The 19,250-nt window shown below is 44.5% G+C and carries 21 protein-coding genes and 1 pseudogene; 2 read left to right on the top strand and 20 right to left on the bottom strand.

Going from position 1 to position 19,250, the window contains the following annotated elements; all coding sequences use genetic code 11:
• Positions 1–326: 326 nt before the first annotated feature.
• A complete protein-coding gene (locus G541_RS09930) occupies positions 327–707 on the top strand; it encodes a hypothetical protein (protein ID WP_051174526.1) in 381 nt (126 codons plus the stop codon).
• Between the two features lie 840 nt (positions 708–1,547).
• Here G541_RS09930 and G541_RS0101935 read toward each other — a convergent pair.
• The 5 genes from G541_RS0101935 to G541_RS0101915 all read right to left on the bottom strand — a co-directional run bounded on the left by G541_RS0101935 (position 1,548) and on the right by G541_RS0101915 (position 5,486).
• On the bottom strand, positions 1,548–1,937 hold the full coding sequence (locus G541_RS0101935) for a hypothetical protein (protein WP_027826310.1): 390 nt from the start codon (positions 1,935–1,937) through the stop codon (positions 1,548–1,550).
• 528 nt (positions 1,938–2,465) lie between these two features.
• On the bottom strand, positions 2,466–3,503 hold the full coding sequence (locus G541_RS0101930) for a zinc-binding dehydrogenase (RefSeq protein ID WP_027826309.1): 1,038 nt from the start codon (positions 3,501–3,503) through the stop codon (positions 2,466–2,468).
• 18 nt (positions 3,504–3,521) lie between these two features.
• Positions 3,522–4,526: an aldo/keto reductase gene (locus G541_RS0101925; RefSeq protein ID WP_027826308.1), complete on the bottom strand. Its 1,005-nt coding sequence runs from the start codon at positions 4,524–4,526 to the stop codon at positions 3,522–3,524.
• 13 nt (positions 4,527–4,539) lie between these two features.
• Entirely contained in the window at positions 4,540–5,076 is a 537-nt protein-coding gene (locus tag G541_RS0101920) for an NAD(P)H-dependent oxidoreductase (RefSeq protein WP_027826307.1), read from the bottom strand.
• Positions 5,073–5,486 carry a MerR family transcriptional regulator gene (locus G541_RS0101915; protein WP_027826306.1) on the bottom strand — a complete coding sequence of 138 codons (414 nt, stop codon included), beginning with the start codon at positions 5,484–5,486 and terminating at the stop codon, positions 5,073–5,075. The genes G541_RS0101920 and G541_RS0101915 overlap by 4 nt, the downstream gene beginning before the upstream one ends.
• A 179-nt stretch (positions 5,487–5,665) precedes the next feature.
• Here G541_RS0101915 and G541_RS0101910 point away from each other — a divergent pair, with 179 nt between their 5' ends.
• Positions 5,666–7,588 carry a M13 family metallopeptidase gene (locus G541_RS0101910; protein WP_027826305.1) on the top strand — a complete coding sequence of 641 codons (1,923 nt, stop codon included), beginning with the start codon at positions 5,666–5,668 and terminating at the stop codon, positions 7,586–7,588.
• A gap of 84 nt (positions 7,589–7,672) precedes the next feature.
• Here G541_RS0101910 and fabI read toward each other — a convergent pair whose 3' ends face one another.
• The 15 genes and pseudogenes from fabI to G541_RS09165 all read right to left on the bottom strand — a co-directional run bounded on the left by fabI (position 7,673) and on the right by G541_RS09165 (position 19,190).
• Positions 7,673–8,431, bottom strand: a complete 759-nt coding sequence (gene fabI, locus G541_RS0101905) for an enoyl-ACP reductase FabI (RefSeq protein ID WP_027826304.1) — start codon at positions 8,429–8,431, stop codon at positions 7,673–7,675.
• Between the two features lie 11 nt (positions 8,432–8,442).
• Entirely contained in the window at positions 8,443–9,243 is an 801-nt protein-coding gene (gene accA, locus G541_RS0101900; protein ID WP_027826303.1) for an acetyl-CoA carboxylase carboxyltransferase subunit alpha, read from the bottom strand.
• Positions 9,236–10,093: an acetyl-CoA carboxylase carboxyltransferase subunit beta gene (locus G541_RS0101895; protein ID WP_027826302.1), complete on the bottom strand. Its 858-nt coding sequence runs from the start codon at positions 10,091–10,093 to the stop codon at positions 9,236–9,238. The genes accA and G541_RS0101895 overlap by 8 nt, the downstream gene beginning before the upstream one ends.
• Complete coding sequence (accC, locus tag G541_RS0101890; RefSeq protein WP_027826301.1) at positions 10,080–11,459, bottom strand: acetyl-CoA carboxylase biotin carboxylase subunit; 1,380 nt, start codon at positions 11,457–11,459, stop codon at positions 10,080–10,082. The genes G541_RS0101895 and accC overlap by 14 nt, the downstream gene beginning before the upstream one ends.
• A gap of 13 nt (positions 11,460–11,472) precedes the next feature.
• Positions 11,473–11,898, bottom strand: a complete 426-nt coding sequence (fabZ, locus tag G541_RS0101885) for a 3-hydroxyacyl-ACP dehydratase FabZ (RefSeq protein ID WP_009551357.1) — start codon at positions 11,896–11,898, stop codon at positions 11,473–11,475.
• Between the two features lie 3 nt (positions 11,899–11,901).
• Complete coding sequence (accB, locus tag G541_RS0101880) at positions 11,902–12,354, bottom strand: acetyl-CoA carboxylase biotin carboxyl carrier protein (protein ID WP_009551359.1); 453 nt, start codon at positions 12,352–12,354, stop codon at positions 11,902–11,904.
• A gap of 2 nt (positions 12,355–12,356) precedes the next feature.
• Positions 12,357–13,589 (bottom strand): beta-ketoacyl-ACP synthase II, encoded by a 1,233-nt coding sequence (fabF, locus tag G541_RS0101875; RefSeq protein ID WP_027826300.1) that lies wholly within the window; start codon positions 13,587–13,589, stop codon positions 12,357–12,359.
• Positions 13,590–13,599: 10 nt separating this feature from the next.
• A complete protein-coding gene (gene fabG, locus G541_RS0101870; RefSeq protein ID WP_027826299.1) occupies positions 13,600–14,331 on the bottom strand; it encodes a 3-oxoacyl-[acyl-carrier-protein] reductase in 732 nt (243 codons plus the stop codon).
• 1 nt (position 14,332) lies between these two features.
• Positions 14,333–15,277: an ACP S-malonyltransferase gene (locus tag G541_RS0101865; protein ID WP_027826298.1), complete on the bottom strand. Its 945-nt coding sequence runs from the start codon at positions 15,275–15,277 to the stop codon at positions 14,333–14,335.
• A gap of 17 nt (positions 15,278–15,294) precedes the next feature.
• The gene (locus tag G541_RS0101860; protein WP_009551366.1) at positions 15,295–15,537 is read right to left on the bottom strand and encodes an acyl carrier protein; all 243 of its coding nucleotides are present in this window, start codon (positions 15,535–15,537) and stop codon (positions 15,295–15,297) included.
• A gap of 20 nt (positions 15,538–15,557) precedes the next feature.
• Entirely contained in the window at positions 15,558–16,532 is a 975-nt protein-coding gene (locus G541_RS0101855; protein WP_027826297.1) for a beta-ketoacyl-ACP synthase III, read from the bottom strand.
• Between the two features lie 17 nt (positions 16,533–16,549).
• Positions 16,550–16,990, bottom strand: a complete 441-nt coding sequence (locus G541_RS0101850; RefSeq protein WP_027826296.1) for a MarR family winged helix-turn-helix transcriptional regulator — start codon at positions 16,988–16,990, stop codon at positions 16,550–16,552.
• Between the two features lie 74 nt (positions 16,991–17,064).
• On the bottom strand, positions 17,065–17,511 hold the full coding sequence (gene fabZ, locus G541_RS0101845; protein ID WP_027826295.1) for a 3-hydroxyacyl-ACP dehydratase FabZ: 447 nt from the start codon (positions 17,509–17,511) through the stop codon (positions 17,065–17,067).
• A 622-nt stretch (positions 17,512–18,133) separates the two neighbouring features.
• Positions 18,134–18,631, bottom strand: a pseudogene (locus G541_RS09170) (glycosyltransferase family 2 protein); the annotation flags it as partial.
• Between the two features lie 187 nt (positions 18,632–18,818).
• Positions 18,819–19,190: a hypothetical protein gene (locus G541_RS09165; protein ID WP_051174525.1), complete on the bottom strand. Its 372-nt coding sequence runs from the start codon at positions 19,188–19,190 to the stop codon at positions 18,819–18,821.
• Positions 19,191–19,250 lie beyond the last annotated feature (60 nt).

Below are 19,250 nucleotides of genomic sequence, written 5' to 3'. Positions count from 1 at the left end.
AGTTGGTTAGATGGTTAGTATGATAGTTAGCTTTAAAAAACGTTGTTATATCAAGGATAGAATGCTTATATACTAACTATCTAACTACCTTACTAATATTGCCAGTATATATAAATATATCCCGTATATATACATATATATGCAACTTGGAAGCAAAAAATTTAGTTAGAAAGTTATTTTATAGTTAATGAAGCTTACAGCCCCAAGGGTTACAGCGTCTAACTAACCTTATTTTTTGGTTAGTTTCCTAACTAACTTAGTTATATAGCGTGTTTATTTAGGCTAGTTGAATTATTAACACGCTCTATATAGGAGGATGATACAAGATGATTGATTGGAATAAAATTATAAATAGTAGTTTGGTTGTATCAGCTTATAAGATGGCTAAAAATGATGGCTTTAATACCAGCATCCAGGACATAGCATCTATGCTCTTACAAGAGGGAATCATTGACCAAGACGGCGAACCAACAGCAAGAGCAATTAAAGAGGGGTTAATATCTGTTAGAATGACGATTAATAAAGAGCCTCAGCCAGTAGCAGAGTTTAAAGCAAAGTATCCTATTTTTAGCTTGCTACCAGACAAATATTTTAAAGTGCTTGATGGTAGAGTATGCATCAGTGAAGCGGGGCTCAAAATCCTAGGCAAAAAATTAAATAGAGACTTGATAGGAGAGTTAAAAGAGAAGTTTCCAGATAAGTATTAACAGCAAGTAACCTTAGCTAATCAGCTAGGGTTATTTTTATTCAGTTTTTGCCGACTATAAAAGGGCGTAGGCGGGGCATTCGATATGATATAATTGCTTACGTAGTAAAAAAATTCTTATCTGATAACTTTCTTTTTTGGCTCGCTATCCATTAAATGGACAGCGGGTTTTTTTGCTACCTGGAATACGGGAACTATTCACATATTTTTAACCAAACCATTTTTGGCTTCGTCTGCTTACTATACGCGCGGGGGCTATTCAATGTCGCAAATCGCGACACCAGCCCATAACTACTTAAAATGCTGACTTTTGCTGACATTAAATGCTAGAATTTGCTAGAAAAAATTGGACAATATTGGACATTTAGGGGCTTTTTTAGACCTTGCTAATTGCCAAATATTGCCGTATTGGCGGTGTTTTATGTCAGGTTTTATCAGGTTGTAATGTCAAGGCGTAGCAATTCACAAAAACAGGCTTTTATGTGATGTGCTATACTAAAATACAGAAAATGATTATGCAATAATGCAGAAAGCCCCAGCTTTACCAGCTAGGGCTTATTTTTTGCATAAATGGCTTATTTTCAGTAATTGCGGATATATAAAACGGGTGATTTGAAATAACCTGTTTCCAGGATGTTCAGGACATCCCCTAGCCTCAGCATTAAAAACTTTTGGCATATAGGATTATATATACTATCTCGGTCAATCAAATTGACCCACTAACAGCAAATAAAAAACAGGTCGCTCAGAACGACCAGGAAAAAAACCTAACTTACCAAGTAAGGATGAACAGACCGAACCCGCCCAATACGAACAGCAGACAACCTAACGGCAACACCTCCTATTTAAAGACAGCCAAGCCAAAGATCAAGCCAAATTCTAATAGCGCCTGGTTGAGTTTGGTTGCTACTGTTGAATGACCATAGCCCAAGCGTTCGCAAAGATCCAGGATGCTTAGGCGACTGAAATATTTTAGTTCTAGGAGCTTTCTATTATCTGCTTGCATCTTATCCATGGCATCCCGTACTTGGTCAACGGTAGCAACGGCATCAACCCCGGTTATTTGCGTTCTTTCTGCTTGATCCAATAAACCACCAGAGACGGCAACAACCGCCGGCATCCCTGACTGAATGGTATATCTTGAAAGAGAGAGCGCCTGGTATTTTTCCAGATCGTTCCTAAAAAAATTGCGGGCGTTCTTAATCGTTGCCTTTTCATCAATGGCTAGCATGGCATCATCCTCCTAGAGAAACTACTACCACCATTATAAAAGAAAAATAATGCTCTATCTTAAAAACGGCTTAATATAATGGGTCAAGGTATCGTTTGAATTCATTTTATGTCTAATTATACATAGATGACTTAAAACGGCTCATAGTTCCTCTATTGGCGTTATATGCAATCTGATTTAAATAAGTCTTATAAATAGCCCTATAAACAAGGACGGATGCAACAGTATTTGCAACAGTCGTTTTTTAGCTAAATTTCAGCATTGATGATCCCGCCTGATGATATAATTAAATTAATCAGTTCTTTTTATACCAGCTCTTTATTATGGGGCTGGTATTTTTTATATCTCAGACAATAAAAAAACCGCCTATTAAGACGGTACTTTTAAACAGTCGTATTGATAGCCGGTTAAATTTGGTTGCAACTTGGTTGCAATTTATTTTTAAACTATTGTTTTTCAGTGTCGAGCAAATAATATAAACCTTGATTTAATAGGCTTTCTACAATTACAAACACCAGTAAAAGCGCATTAAATCTTAACATAAGCCTTGATGGTCTTCCGGTCAGCCATATCCTGGTAAGCAGCATTGATTTCATCTAAAGTATACTCTTGAGTAAAGACCTTCCCCGGTTCAATCGCTCCATCCAGCACAGCCTTAAGTAAGACTTCCTTGTCGTATGTCGTCACTGAGGCTGGGCCACCAGCCAAAGTAATATTCCGATAGAAGGTAGCAGCTGGATCCATCTTTTCGCCATGGGGCAAGCCCACCCGACCAATTCGCCCACCAGGGCGTACTACCCCAAAGGCTTGGTCAGTTGAAGCCTGGGCCCCAACACATTCCAGAACTGCGTTGGCACCAGTACCACCCGTTAATTCCACCACTTTTTGAATGCCTTCTTGGCCCCGTTCAGCTACAAAGTCCGTAGCCCCAAAATCCAGGGCCATCTTTTGCCGATCTGCGTGCCGGCTCATGATGATAATTTGGGAAGCACCCAGCATCTTAGCAGCAATAACAGCGCATTGGCCTACTGCTCCATCGCCAACAACGACCACTTTATCGCCCGCACCAACATGGGCCGTGACAGCAGCGTGGTACCCTGTTGCCATAACATCAGCCAAAGTTAACAAAGACTTGAGCATCCCTTCGGAATAATCTTCCGGCTGTCCGGGTACTTTCACCAGCGCCCACTGTCCATGCTGGAACCGAATATACTCAGCTTGATTGCCATTAGTAAAGTTATCACTGTGGTCTTGACATACACCATCAAATCCCGCTAAACAAGCTGGACAATGCCCACAACCATGGGTAAAAGGTGCAATCACAAAGTCACCCTTCTTAACCGTAGTAATAGCCGCTCCCACTTCTTCAACGATCCCGATGGCTTCGTGACCAGTGTTTTCTGAGTGAGCTTCTTTAGCATCCCCAGCTGAGTATGCCCAGAGGTCTGACCCACAAACACAGGTCCGAACGACCTTGATGATAACATCATCATCTTTTTCAATAGTTGGCATCGGCGCTTCCACAACACTCATCTTTCCCGCTTTTTCAAAAATAGCTTTCTTCATATTCAATCCATCCTTTCTTTACTTCTTTTCATCAATCAACATTGTTCCCTGAGGCGGATTAGCCGTCAATGGCCCCACAATCCGATGTGGCTGGTAAGGTTCTTCTAGGTACGCAATATCAGGCGCTGTTAAGTGAACATTCGTTGCTGCTACGGCATCACGGTAATTTCGAGTTTTGGTTCCGCCAACGATTGGGGCTGTTACCCCCTTAGCCCACTGCCATGCTAAGGCAATTTGCGCCATCGACACCCCGTATTTTTGCGCTAGATCATGGACCCGACCAATAATTTGTAAATCATTTTCTTTGGCGTCATCATATTTGCCCCGAGCCACGCGGTCAGTCCGGCTCCGCAACGTGGTTGCCTCCCAGGTTGGGCGCGTTAAATGCCCAGCCGCTAGCGGACTATACGGAATTAAAGACACCTGATTTTGCAGACAATAAGGAATCAACTCTGCTTCATCTTCACGATAGAGCAAGTTATAATGATTTTCCATTGCTTGGAATTGGGCCCAACCATGGTCAGCAGCAACTTGTTGCATCTGAGCAAACTGGTCCGCAAACATTGCCGACGCCCCGAGGGCCCGCACCTTACCCAGTTTGACTACATCATTGAGGGCTTCCATGGTTTCTTCGATCGGAGTGTCATAGTCAAAACGGTGAATAATATACAGGTCCAAGTAATCCGTCCCCAACCGTAACAAAGTTCCATCAATTTCCCGCATGATTGCTTGGTAAGAGAGACGTCCAGGATTGAAATACACCTTAGAAGCGATCACTACTCGATCCCGTTGAGTATTAACTTTTAAGGCTTTACCTAGATATTCTTCGCTTGTTCCCCGTGAATATGAATTAGCAGTGTCAAAGAAGTTAATTCCTAATTCCAAGGCTGCGTTCACCATTTTGGTGGTCTGTCCCTGGTCCAAGGTCCAGTCATGCATCGTTCCCGGCTGTCCGAAGCTCATCGCCCCCACACATACCGGTGAAACCATAATGTCTGTTTTTCCTAATTGTACATAATCCATAACTAATCACCTGCTATTCAAAATCACCCAGCACTGGTAACGTCGCCTGGGTTAGGTAGGTTGCATAGGCCTGGACTTGTTGTTCCAGTTGTTCCTTACCAATCGTCGAAGCCCCCACTGTGATAAAGGGTTTAACAAACTTCATCCCAATCAGGCGGCTTGTTGCCTGGAAAGGCCGAAGCAATTCTGTGACATGGTACTTGGCAAACTTATCCCGGTCATAATTATCTGCTCCTGGTGAAACCGCAATTACCAACTCCTTGCCATGGAGTGCATCGCCTTTTGACCCGTAGGCCCAACCATATTCCAAGACATCATCTTCCCATTGCTTGAGCAAAGCTGGCGAACTATACCAATACATTGGGAACTGAAGCACGATTCGGTCTGCATCCGCCAAGACTGCTTGTTCCTGGGCAACATCAATTTTAAAATCTGGATACAATTGGTACATGTCCCGCACCTCGATCTCTGCCGGCAAGCCTGCTGCCAAAGCACGGTTAACCCGGGATGTATTTAAATCTGGGTGAAATACTAAAACAACTGTCTTCATTTTCTACCATCCTTTTTTTCTGCAAAGTGGAGCCAATCAGCCCCTACTTTAACTTCCCCTCTTTCATAGCGGGCAACCTTGCCTTCTAGCCGGTGAATCGATTTGTCCAATTGTTCACGCTGGGTTAATAACACTGCTAGCTGCTCCTGCAAAATCTTTTCCCGGGCGGGGGCGGTTTCATCGCCCTGTTGCAATAAACTACAATATTCAATCAGCGGTTCAATCGCCATCCCTGACGCCCGAAAACACAAAACCATTTCTAACCATTCTTGAATACTCGGCGGATAATAACGGTTCCCGTTAGTCCGCCGGGGTACAGGTGGCAACAAGCCAATGCGCTCATAATAACGCAGGGTATCTGGTTTCACGTGAAACTTTTCTGCCACTGCGGAAATCGTCAAATCTGCCATCTTATCTCCCTCCAGCTATAATTTCTAAATTCATCATATTACTTGGAGTGAGCTCCAAGTCAAACAATATTTTTCAAAAATTGAACTTTTTGCGTTCAGGGCTAATTCTGTGAAATCAATAATATTTGGGCTAAAATATAAATAACAACTCATTGACTACACATGAAAGGATGACCTGAATGACAAATAAACAATATCCAATCAATGAAGCATTGCTCAAAGATGACCTCTATCAGGCCGTTAATGGTGAATGGCTCCAACATGCTGTCATTCCAGCAGACAAGCCAACTACTGGGGGCTTTGCTGATTTGGCTGACAACATCGAAAAGACCTTGATGGCCGATTTCCAAGCCATGCTCGATGGCAAGGATATCCCGGATGATCCTTATTTACAAGAATTCATCAAGTACTACCGTAAAGCAGCCAACTTTGATGAACGGGAAGCCCTTGGTTTTGCACCAGCACAAAAGTTCCTGGACCGCATTTTGGATCTTAAAGACCTCCAAGATTGGCAGGAAGCCTTACCAGAGTTGACCATGAGTGGCTACCCCACACCATTCCCAATGTCAGTTGACCCTGATATGAAGGACACTGCCCACTATGCCCTCTATGCCGAAGCTCCTCACTTGATCTTACCGGACAAAACCTACTACACAGACGAAAAAAAGGATCAGGCAGACCAATTGCTGGCAATTTATCAAAATATGGTTCGTAAGTTGTTCTCCTTGGCCGGTTATAGCGCTGACTTCGCTGAGGACCACCTCCAGCGGGCGTTGGCTTTTGATGCTGCTCTGGCACCCCATGAAAAAGACTCTACTGAGCGGGCTGACTATACTAAGATGTATAACAAATATACTCCAGCAGAATTTGCACAAACCAGCAGTGCCATTGATCTAGTAGCTTATGCGCAACGCTTAGTTGGAACCACGGTTGACCAAGTAATCGTCACCGAACCTAACTATTATGCTGCCTTAAACCAACTAGTAACACCCGCTACTTTCGCTCAAATTCAAAGTTGGATCGTGGTCAAGATGCTGATTGCTATGGCACCTTACTTAACTGATGAAATGCGGGTTACCAGTGGTGAATATGGTCGGGCTCTATCAGGATCAAAGGAAGCAAAAAAACCGCAAAAAGCGGCCTATTACCTGGCAACTAACCAGTTTGACCAAGTTGTTGGGCTCTACTATGGCCACAAATATTTTGGCCCTCAAGCCAAAGCTGACGTCCACCACATGGTTGAAAAGATGGTCGCTGTCTACAAGCAACGGTTAGAAAATAACGACTGGCTGAGTGCTGCCACCCGTAAACAAGCCGTTGTTAAGCTCAATACTCTGGGAATCAACGTGGGTTATCCGGATGAGCTAGACTCGCTCTACACTAAGTTCAGTGTCGATGAATCTGCTTCGCTTCTGGATAATGATCACGAGTTTACTAAGATCATCCTCAAAGACCACTACGGACGTTTAACCAAACCTGTCGATCGGACCCGGTGGGGAATGCCAGCACACATGGTTAATGCCTACTACAACCCATCGTTCAACATCATCGTCTTTCCCGCTGCTATTCTCCAGGCACCATTTTATAGTTTGGACCAACCGGCCAGTGCTAACTATGGGGGAATTGGGGCCGTTATCGCCCATGAAATCTCCCATGCCTTTGATAACAACGGGGCGAAGTTTGACGAATACGGGAATATGAACAACTGGTGGACTGATGCGGACCTCAAACACTTCCAAGAACTGGCCGAAAAGATGATTAAGCAGTTTGACGGGCTCACTACTCCTGCCGGCAAGGTTAACGGTAAATTGGTAGTTTCTGAAAATATCGCTGATGCTGGTGGTCTAAGTTGTGCTTTGCAAGCCGCTAAAGAAGACGGCTCTGCTGACCTGCGGGCCTTCTTCATCAACTGGGCGCGGATCTGGTGCATGAAGTCCTCTCTTGAACGGCAAAAACTCTTACTGGCAATCGATGTCCACTCTCCACACGAGCTTCGGGCTAATATTCAAGTTAAAAACCTGGATGATTTCTACCAACCATTCAATGTTCAACCAGGCGACGGGATGTACTTACCTGCAAGCGAACGGGTAAACATCTGGTAACTTGAACCTAACGCAAATTATTCACTAATAAAAAATGGCAAACCATGGTATAAGTACCAGGAGGTTTGCCATTTTTGTATTCTATTAGATTAAGTGAACGCCTTTATCTACATAAATCGTATCCCCAACTACTCCGGTTGCTAAGTCCGACATTAGAAAGGCACATGCCCCACCAATTTCTTTTGTTGTGACAGACTGACCATCAACAGTCCGTGCGGCTGACATTTCTAATAGTTCAGCGTGGCCCTTGATTCCTGTCACCGCCAAAGTCTTGACTGCTCCAGCTGAGATCGCATTGACCCGCACGCCATACTTTGCCATGTCGCGCGCTAAGTAGCGAACATTTGCTTCCAGCGCTGCCTTAGCAACCCCCATGACATTGTAGTTCGGTATAGCTCGTTCCGAGCCAAAGTAAGTCAAAGTTACAATGCTACCTGGATTGTTCAGAATTGCTTGCCCATACTTGGCAACAGCTACCAAAGAGTATGCTGAAATGTCTTGTGCAATTGCGAAGTCCTGGCGTTTTGCATCCATGATCGCACCGCCCAAAGCCTCCTTGGGCGCAAAGGCAATAGCATGAACAATCCCGTCTACCTTACCAAAGCGCTCCTTGATTGTCGCAAACGCAGTCTGTATGCTTTCATCCGCTGCAACGTCACATTCAACCAATGCTTCTTCGTCTGCTACCAACTTATGTAAACTTTTCTTTAAACGATCGTTCTGATAGGTAAAAATTAGCTGAGCGCCTTGCTCCATCATCATCTGAGCGCAGCCCCACGCGATCGACCGCTTGTTAGCCGCCCCCATAACTACGATTTTTTTACCAGTTAATAGATCACCCATGTTGCTCCTCCTTAAAATTTTCTGAAGCGCGCATGCCGGCGAGCTACCAGCTCATGTGGAGTTAACCTCTGAAGTGATGCTAGCTCCTCAACTAGGACACGCTTAATATTCTTGATTACTTTACGGTGGGAGTTTGGTTCCGCAACAATTCCTTCAATAACTCCCTGCTGCAATAGTGCCTGCGGTGTTACCTGCATCACTTCAGCAGCTTCGGCAGCCCGACTACTATCTTTCCACAAAATCGTGGCAAACCCTTCCGGGGATAGGACTGTGTACATACTGTTTTCCAGCATATATACTTTATTAGCGACTGCTAATGCCAGGGCTCCACCGCTGCCCCCTTCACCAAAGATAAGCGCAATGACCGGCACTTTAAGGTCGCTCATCGCTAACAAGTTCTGAGCAATGGCTTGCCCTTGGCCACCTTCTTCGGCTGTTGGGCCCGGATAGGCGCCTGCAGTATTGATGAGCGTTATTACTGGTCGCCCAAATTTTTCCGCCTGCTTCATCAAGCGTAATGCTTTCCGATAGCCGTTGGGAGTGGGACCACCAAAGTGTTTGGCAATCCGTTCCGCAGGTGTTTTTCCTTTATCAATGGCAATCACGGTTACCGCTATATCGTTTAAAAAGCCAATTCCGCCAATGATCGCAGGGTCATCCGCCCCACTGCGGTCCCCATGGAGCTCATGAAACTCTTTAAACAGGCCCTTGATCAGCTCTGGGGCCGTTACTTTTTGTTCCGCCCGAGCCGCTTTGACGACTGCGGCTGCAGTTCGTTGTTCTCGTGGCTTATGTTCAAATAGACTAACCATGAGCCACCCTCCTTTTCTGATTTGTGGCCAATAAGAAAGCAATTGTAGCCTTCTGCTGTGCCCGCGGAACAATTGCGTCCACAAATCCTTCTTTGAGTACCGTTTCAGCAGCCTGTAAATCTTCTGGCACGCGTTGGTGGATCGTTTGCTCAATCACTCTTTTACCAGCAAACCCTACTAGGGCGTGGGGTTCGGCCACAATGATATCCCCCTGCATAGCAAAGCTAGCTGTTACCCCACCCGTTGTTGGGTCAGTCAGAACGGTCAAATAAAACAATCCTGCATTAGCATGGTGCTTGACTGCTTGTGAAACTTTAGCCATTTGCATCAAAGAGAAAATTCCTTCCTGCATCCGCGCCCCACCAGAAGCTGTAAACAAAACCACTGCTAACTTCTTTTGGGTAGCTGTTTCAAACAAGCGGGTAATCTTCTCACCTGCAATTGTCCCCAGTGAACCCATAATGAACTTTGGATCCATAATTCCCAGGGCAAATTTTGCCTGCCCAATCTGCGCAATTCCCGTCAAAACAGAATCATTGAGCTGAGTTGCCGTTTGTGCCTTGGCCAACTTAGCTTGATAACCAGGGAAATCCAAGGGATCTTGGGTTTGCAAATCTGCATCCATTTCATGGAAATTATCGACTAGCCAGGCCAGCCGTTCCCGAGCACTGATCCGAAAGCCATACTGGCAGGAAGGACAGTCACGGTAAGGACCGAGATCTTTATGATAAAAAGATTGGTGGCACTTGGGACAAGAGATCCACAGACCAGTCGGCACTTTATTTTGGGCTTCCTTGTCTGCCTTAATATGCTTATGTCCCAGTGTCTTGAGCTCATCAAACAGTTGCACTAGCTACCCCTTCTTTCCACTGTGGTAAAAATTTCTTTTCCAGATAGTCAGTTGTTACCTGGTCATGCAAAAACGTCTTGGTCTGAAGAATATCCAAATGAATCGCTTGGTTAGTTGTGATCCCCATAATGACCATTTCATTCAACAAACGTTTGACCTTTTCAATCGCTTCGCGCCGATCATGTCCCAAGGCGATTACTTTAGCAATCATCGAATCATAATACGGCGGAATCTCGACCCCCGAATACAGGTCGGAATCAATCCGCATTCCCAAGTTACCAACTGGGAAATATAGATACTTAACCTTGCCCACAGATGGCAAGAAGTTGTGCGCTGGATCTTCAGCATTGATCCGACACTCAATCGCATACCCGTTGGCCTTGATATCATCCTGGCTAAAAGGCAACATTTCCCCAGCTGCAACTTTCAGCTGGGCTTCTACCAAGTCAATCCCCGTCACCATTTCGGTCACGGTATGTTCTACTTGGATCCGGGTATTCATCTCCATGAAGTAAAAATGATGGTCCTGATCCATTAAAAATTCAATCGTTCCGGTATTTAGATAATCAATGGCATTGGCTGCCCGCAACGCAATTTGCCCGAGTTCTTGTCTTTGGGCAGGCGTAATGATTGAACATGGACTCTCCTCGATCATTTTTTGCTTGCTACGCTGAACCGAGCAGTCCCGTTCAGGAAAATAAACAGTATGTCCCGCCTGATCGCGGAAAATCTGCACTTCAATGTGTTTAACATTTTCCATAATCTTTTCCAGATACATCCGGTTATCCCCAAAGGCATTTTGAGCTTCGCGCCGGGCTTCTTCAAAAGCCTGGCCTAACTCTTGGGCATTGTTTACCCGCCGAATTCCTTTTCCTCCGCCACCAGCGGCCGCCTTTAAGAGGACTGGAAAACCTACTTTTTGAGCAACTGTTTGGGCTTCCTGCACATCAGCAATAAAGCCCTCGCTACCAGGAATAACCGGCACATCATTAGCTTGCATTTGCATCCGAGCATTAGCCTTATTCCCCATCAAATCAATCGTTTGGGACTTGGGTCCAATAAATGTCACACCACAAGCTTCACACATTTCCACAAAGCGACTGTTCTCCGACAAGAAACCAAAACCGGGGTGGATCGCTTCTGCCCCCGTCCCTACGGCTGCTGCCAAGATATTTTGCATATTCAAATATGAATCCTGTGGTCGGGCTGTTCCCACACAGACTGCTTCATCAGCTAACTGCACATGAAGGCTTTCCCGGTCAGCTGTCGAATAAATCGCCACTGACTTGATGCCTAACTCTTTCAAGGAGCGAATAATTCGGACTGCAATCTCGCCCCGATTAGCAACTAAAACTTTCGCAAACATTTCTACCACCTATCTAACCAATCATGAAGGTTAGTTCGGCCGTACATGCCTTTTGTCCAGCAACCATGGCGATAGCCTTGCCCAGACCAACATTGTTGCGAATTTTTTCCAATGTTACTTCGATCCGTAAGGTATCTCCAGGCCGAACAACCTTTCTAAACTTTGCTTGTTTAATTCCTCCAAAATAAGCCGTCTTACCCTTGAATTCATCCATGGATAACAGGGCCACTGCTCCTGTTTGAGCCATTGCTTCCACAATCAAGACACCGGGAAGAACCGGGTTACCAGGAAAATGGCCATTAAAGACCTGTTCATGAGCCGTTACATTGCGAATGGCCACTGCTCTTTTCCCGACTTCCAGTTCTTCTACCCGGTCGATCAAAAGCATCGGGTACCGGTGCGGAATAATTTTTTGAATTTCTGTTACGTCTAAAACCATTTTTTAACCTTCCTGAATCTCAAAGAGTTGTTGTCCAAATTCTACTAGTTCTTCGTTGGCAACCAGAACTTTGGTAACTACACCATCAACATCTGCCTTGATTTCCGTCATCATTTTCATCGCTTCAATGATGCAGACCACATCGCCCTTATGCACCCGGGAACCTACTTCCACATAAGCTGGTTTATCTGGTTCTGGCTGCAAATAGATACTCCCCACCATCGGGGCTGTAATGTAGGTTTCATCTGGGATTGTTTCTTGTTTCGTATCATCTGTGGCATTGTTAGCTGGCACCGGTGTTCTTCCAGCCTTAGTATTCGTTGCTGCTGGAAGGGGCTTAAATGTATTTTCATTTTTACTGAGATGAATATGAAAACCCTCAGTTTCAATTTCTAATTCCCGCATCGGCGAGGAATTGAATTCTGCCATCAGTTCTTTTATTTCTTTAAAGTCCACTCTTAATCACTCCACTTTTTAAATGCAATAACTGCATTGTGCCCACCAAAGCCAAGTGAGTTGCTCAATGCGTATTCAATTGGCACCGGCAGGGCATTTTGCGTTACCACATTAATTTGACATTTTTCATCCTGCTGGGTCAGACCAATATTGGCCGGGAGTTGCCCTAGCTGCAATGCGGCCACCGTTGCTACTGCCTCGATCGCACCAGCTGCCCCCAACAAGTGGCCAGTCATTGACTTGGTCGAACTTACCCAAACCTGACTATCAGCGCCAAATACACGGTTTATCGCTTTGGCTTCTCCTTCATCATTGGCATGGGTTGCGGTCCCGTGAGCGTTGATATAACCGACTTGGTCTGGTTTAATCCCGGCCTCATCTAGAGCCGCCTGCATTGCCCGTGCTGCCCCTTCGCCAGATGGATCAGGAGCAGTGATGTGATAAGCATCACAAGTGGCACCATAGCCAACAATTTCTCCGAGAATTTTAGCTCCCCGCTTTTGTGCGTGTTCTAGGCTTTCCAAGACAAGGGTAGCTGCTCCTTCGCCTAAAACAAAGCCCGAGCGCTTGCTGTCAAACGGCAGGGAAGCTAACTGCGGATCTGCTTGCGTTGAAAGAGCAGTCAAAGCCGCAAACCCAGCGATTCCGATTTCATTGACCGAAGCTTCAGCACCCCCGGTCAGCATAACCTGGGCCCGCCCTTCTTTAATCTGGCGGTATGCCTCTCCAATCGCATTGGTTGCTGATGCACAAGCAGTAACAACCGCCGTACAGATATTCTTAGCATTGGCTGCAATCGCCACGTTCCCAGCGGCCATATTGGCAATCGCGGTCGGAACAAACAGTGGGGATACTCGTTGGGGTCCTTTTTCATGCATCTTGATCACTTGTTCCTGGATGGTAGTTAACCCTCCAATTCCTGAACCAATAATGACCCCCATTTCATATGGGTCAGTGTTTTCAGCATAAATACCTGCTTGCTCTAATGCTTCCAACGCTGTATAAACTGCATATTGCGAATACAGGTCCATGCGTTTAGCAGCTTTTTTGCTTAGTCTTAGCTGTGGATCAAAATCCTTCACTTCCCCTGCAACACTGATCCCCGTTGCACTGGCATCAAACTTTTTGATCTTGTCGATTCCTAACTTGCCAGCCAGGAGATTGGCAATAAATGTTGGGGTATCATTGCCGATTGGACTAACCGTCCCCATCCCTGTAATTACTACTCTTGTCATCTAATCACTCCTAGATTGTCATCCCGCCATCAACTGTTATTACCTGCCCTGTGATGTAGTCATTTGCGGCTAAGAAAAGAGCAGTTTGGGCAATTTCTTGAGCATTGCCAAAACGGTGGAGAGGAATCTCCTGCATAATATTGGCTTTGACTTTGTCACTTAAAACAGCGGTCATATCACTTGCAATCATTCCTGGTGCAATTGCGTTGACCCTGATATTGCGTAGTGCCCCCTCCTTAGCAATGCTTTTGGTTAAGCCAATAACTCCCGCCTTGCTGGCTGCATAGTTAGCTTGCCCAACATTGCCGTGCAGACCGATCACACTAGCCATATTGATGATGACACCAGCTTTTTGCTTGTACATCTTTTTTAAAAACGCCTGACTCAGCATGAAAGTCCCAGTCAGATTCACGTCAATAACTTTGGTAAAGTCATCTGGTTTCATCCCAATCGCCAACTTATCGTTAGTAATGCCGGCGTTATTGACCAAGATATCAACCTTGCCAAAGGCTGCTAGCGCTTCTTTAACCATTCGCTGAACATCTTGGGCTTGTGAAACATCTCCCAAGACCACAGCTACCTTGCCACCATAGGCTTCGATCTGTTCAACCACTTCTGGGTCAACTGCTTTGCGAGCGTTCAAAATCACGTGACAACCAGCTTGGGCAAACGCACAGGCAATTGCCTTGCCGATCCCCCGTGATGATCCAGAAATGAACACAACTTTTTCTTTCAAATCCACTTTAATTACCTCGTACTTGTGCACCGTAAGCCTGGTAAGTAGCCAAATCTTCAATGTGATAGCGGGCCAGGTTACGGTCAATTTGTTTAACGAATTTACTCAGCGTTACTCCCGGGCCAATTTCCAAGACGCCGGTTACTTCACACTTTGCTAATAAATATTTGATACAGTCTGCAAAATGAGTGGGCACACACACTTGACGGCTTAGAATCGTTGCTACGTTGTCCTTAGTAAAGGGCTGGCCCGTAGTATTGCTGATAACCGGCACTTGGGGTTCAGTGAATCCAACTGTCTGTAAGCGCCGCTCTAATTGACTACTACTGTTTTTAAAAAGCGGGGTATGAAACGCCCCGCTTACTTGCAACGGCACCACTTTTTTCGCCGCACCAGCTGTCTGTAATTTTTCAATTGTCTGTGTCACGGCTGCTGGACTGCCCCCGATCACTACCTGTTTTGGTGAGTTGTAGTTAGCCACCGCTACGGGGTTCTCTGCCTGATTTACTTGCTGACAAATAGCTTCAACCTGCGGGATATCTGGACCCAATACCGCAGCCAGCATACTGACATTCGCGTCCGCGTCCGTTTGCATATATTCCCCCCGAGCACGTAAAAGGCGCATGCCTTCGCGCTCATCCAAGGCACCACTTGCCATCAAAGCACCATATTCGCCTAGCGACAAACCGACCATTCCTGCAATGTCTAAGGTATAATCTCGCTTCAACATCGCATAAATTCCTAGGCTAACGGCAACTAGTGCCGGTTGTACATAGGCAGTTTTATCCAGTTGTCCGTCTTTGTTAGCCAAGATCTTAACCAGATCTAACCCACTAGCCTGACTGGCTTGATCAATTTTCTCCTTGAATAATGGATCATTTTGATACAAGTCCAGGCCCATTCCGCTATACTGTGCCCCTTGTCCAGAAAATAATAAAATTAACTTTTCCATTCAGGCCACTTCCTAGCTTATTTAGCGTCTAGTTCCTTTTTGACATAGTTCACAACATCTTGGATTGTCTTAACATTTTCGTCAGCTTCTAGCTTGATGTCCAAATCATCTTCTAATTCATTCATGATTTCAAAAACATCCAAAGAATCAGCTGCCAAGTCATCCTTAATATCAGCAGACAATGTTACCTTAGCTTCATCTACATCAAGTTGTTCCACAACAATTTCTTTTACTTTGTCAAAAATTTCTGTTTCAGTCATAACAATTTATCTCCTTTAAACTAATATCTAATAATTTGGGTTCCAACGGTCAAACCACCACCAAAACCACTCAGCGCAATGATTTGCCCCCGTTTAATTTGTTTTTGCTTAACTAATTCATCCAATAAGATCGGTTCGCTAGCAGCAGAGGTATTACCATATTCACTGATATTGACCGCAAAGCGTTCCCTTGGTAACTGTAACCGTTTGGCAATGACCTTAATGATCCGTTCGTTGGCCTGGTGCAAAATGAAATGATCCACTTTGTCTACAGTTATCCCTGCCTGGTGACATGCCCGGCGCAAAGACGCAGGCACTTCCCGCGTAGCAAAATTGTAAACTGCATGTCCATCCATTGCAAAAGCTGAAATGGTCCTAGGATTAACCCCGCCCCAAGCTGCTAACGGTGGGTTAACCCCTGCACTCAGCTTGGCAGCTTCCTGTCCAAAAGTTCTCAGGTCTGACGCCAATACCGCAGCTTGATCGGTACTAGGAGCTAACAAAACACCCCCGGCGCCATCGCCAAATAATACTGCAGTTGTCCGGTCCTCCCAGTCAACTAGCTTGGACAAAACTTCACCACCCAAAACCATTACCTTCTGGGCCCGGCCACTTGTGATAAACTGACTTGCAACATCAAAAGCATAAGCAAAACCAGAGCAGGCAGCCCCTAGGTCAAAAGCAAAGGCATTAGCAGCGTTAATGTTTCCTTGTACGATGGCTGCCGTAGCTGGAGTATAGGCATCAGGCGACATCGTAGCCACGATAATCAAATCCAATTCTGATGCTTGCCATCCGCTGGCACAGAGTAACTCTTGCGCTACTTTGGTACACAGGTCTGAAGTATTGGCTGACAGACTGATGTGGCGACGTTTGATTCCGGTTCGTTTGCTAATCCATTCATCAGAAGTAGCCATCATAGAACTCAAATCATCATTAGTCACTACCATCTCTGGGACGTAATGAGCAGTTTGTATGATTTTAACTTTTTCCAAACTTTCTCCCCTCGAAATTAAGAGTGTTCTCGTAAGAACTGTTCCAAATTCCACAGCGCTTTTTCAATTGTCTTAATTTCTGTGGCATCCAGATCTTTGAGAAAACTTTTTACCATCATATTGTGAAATGCTTCATGGGCCCGGTAAACAACCCGGCCCTTCTTGGTTAAACCGAGGCGAATTACCCGCCGGTCATCCTCAGACCGTAACCGGATAACATAACCTTTCCGCACCAAGCGGTCAGCCATCGAAGTCAGCGTTCCCGGTGTTAAGTGCAGTTCTTTGGCAACTTCAGAAGTCGACTTATGGTCGTACATTGAAATTGCGTGAATTGCATGCATTTCGCGCATAGTCAGGTCGTTAAACTTACTCTTGCGCAATTCATTTTCTTCAATCCACATGATGTCGCCGTAAATTCTTACTAGTGAGTCATTGATAGCTTTATTTCTTTCATCCATTCTATCTACCGCCTTATCCTAGTTAATCGAATAGTTTGAACATCAAAATTATAACAAGAATTAAGTTTACTTCCTTAGATTTTTTCCGTTCGTTCCTCTACCACAAACATCAATTCTGCCGTACAAGCCGGCTGACCTGCAATCGATGCTACGGTTGTGACTATGCCCATGTTAGCGCGCTTTTTCACCATCTTGACTTCTAGTTTCAAGACATCACCTGGGCGGACCATCTGCCGAAAACGCGCATTTTTAACTGAACCCAAGTAAGCTGTCTTTCCCAGAAACTCCGGAGATTTCAAAATCAAAATCGAAGCTGCTTGTGCTAGTGTTTCGATGATCAAAACACCTGGCATCACTGGGTTACCTGGAAAATGACCGGCAAAATAACCCTCATTGATCGTCACGTTCTTGGTTGCAACGATTCGTGTTCCCGGTTCGAGCACATCTACATAATCGATGTAGCAAATCGGATAGCGATTGGGGATTAGAGCCATAATCTCTTGGGCATCCATTACTCGCACACTTGGCACCTCACTTATTTAATTTATTTCGAACATCAAAATATTCGATAGGCAAATAATATTACATCAAAATAAATCTGTCAACACAAATAAATAAAAATGTCGCATTCATAAATTTGATTTCTACTGTTCTCCCATCACTGATAAACAGCATATTCATCACCAAAAAACGCTGTCATACCAACATTTATTGCAAACTACTTTCTTTTTGTTTGTGGCTATTATATTTCTCAAATTAATTTTTTACTGCAAAATAAAAGCACCTTATTATTCGAGGTGCTTTTTAAAATTAATTTGATTATCAAAGTTATATATTTATATATTTAAAAAAGAGCAAGTTCCATAGGTTTTTCCTAGGAAACTTGCCCTAATATTAGTGATCTTCACGCTCAATTTTTTCCGGACGAGCGTACAGATATCCCTGCCGGTAAGGAATATGTAACTGGTCTGCCAGTTGTTCTTGGTAGAGACGCTCAATCTTACCCAAGATCATCCCTACCTGAGCTTTTTGAGTTGCTAGCTGCCATTCGCCTAAAGTCACTTCAATCCAGTGCGTAGCTGACTTGTTGAAGGCATTGGCAACAAATTTTACATGGGTAATATTCTCTAAAAAGGGAAGTAAGCGACAGTACATCGTATTTGCCCCACTATACGCATACATCGTATTACTGACAGCCGTTTGGCTCCGTTTGATAATTCCTACAATACTCGAAAATTCTACCGTTTGTGACTTCCCCCACAAAGTGGTCTGGTTATAGACATCCATATTAGCGGTAATCGCTGCATAGTTGACCCCGGCAGGACTCTCAAAGTAGCGCATATATTTGCGCAGTGCGTCCCGTTTCGGCAATGTGTCTGCATCGTTACTCAAGATATACTTACCCTTAGCAAAAAACATCCCTACGTTAAAAGCATGCGCCTTGCCTTTATTAGCTTCGATCCGAACTACTCTCAGATTCGGGTATCGTTCCTGCAACTTCGCTAAAATAGTCGGTGTCTGATCTGTACTCCCATCATCAATTACTAAAACTTTATAATTAGAATAACTGAGCTCATTTAACAAATATTCTAGGGTTGACTGTAAGACCACTTCTTCGTTATGTGCTGGCACCATTATTGTATTGAACTACCCCAACTTATCCTAATAACGGTTTGAAGTTGGGGATTCTAGGAACACCCATAACTTGCTATTTAAAACGTATTTTAAACAGTAGAGGTTTAGGCTATTTTACTAAGGTACGTTCCATACCTTTTTTGTTTAAGCTGGAGTTTTTAAACCTCATTTTCCTTAGAATTATGTCTTTATTTTACCAAAAAAGAAACATGAAGTATTTCAAAAGGTAATCCATCTGCCGCTTATAGAAGTGGCAGTATTCTCGCCCTTTTGGGATAAAAGCACTGGCTAAACAAAAAACAGCGATCATTCCACAGGCAAATGCTAGTACCGTCAGCAAGAACGCAATGGTCATCATCCCTTCTGGATAATGCCAAAAGAACCAGCCATAGCGCCCCCGAGTGAGGTGAGCAACATAAGTCATCCCTGTAATCACACCTGGAATAATAAAAAGTAACCAACAAACTAGGGTTACTACGGTTTGCCAGATTTTAAGCCCCCAGTGACCACGGGCATAGAAGTCGTCCTTGAAGTTTTTCTGCTCGTTATTTTTATTATTTCCCATGTTTCCCTCTCTTTCTAATTCCTCTCGTTTTTTAGCAATAAGTTATCATAACATTACTAT

It is taken from the genome of Ligilactobacillus saerimneri DSM 16049, from assembly GCF_000423265.1.
In the GTDB taxonomy this organism is placed as follows: Bacteria; Bacillota; Bacilli; order Lactobacillales; family Lactobacillaceae; genus Ligilactobacillus; species Ligilactobacillus saerimneri.
The sequence above is the reverse complement of the archived record's forward strand: the minus strand, read 5'-3'. Positions and strand labels throughout refer to the sequence as shown.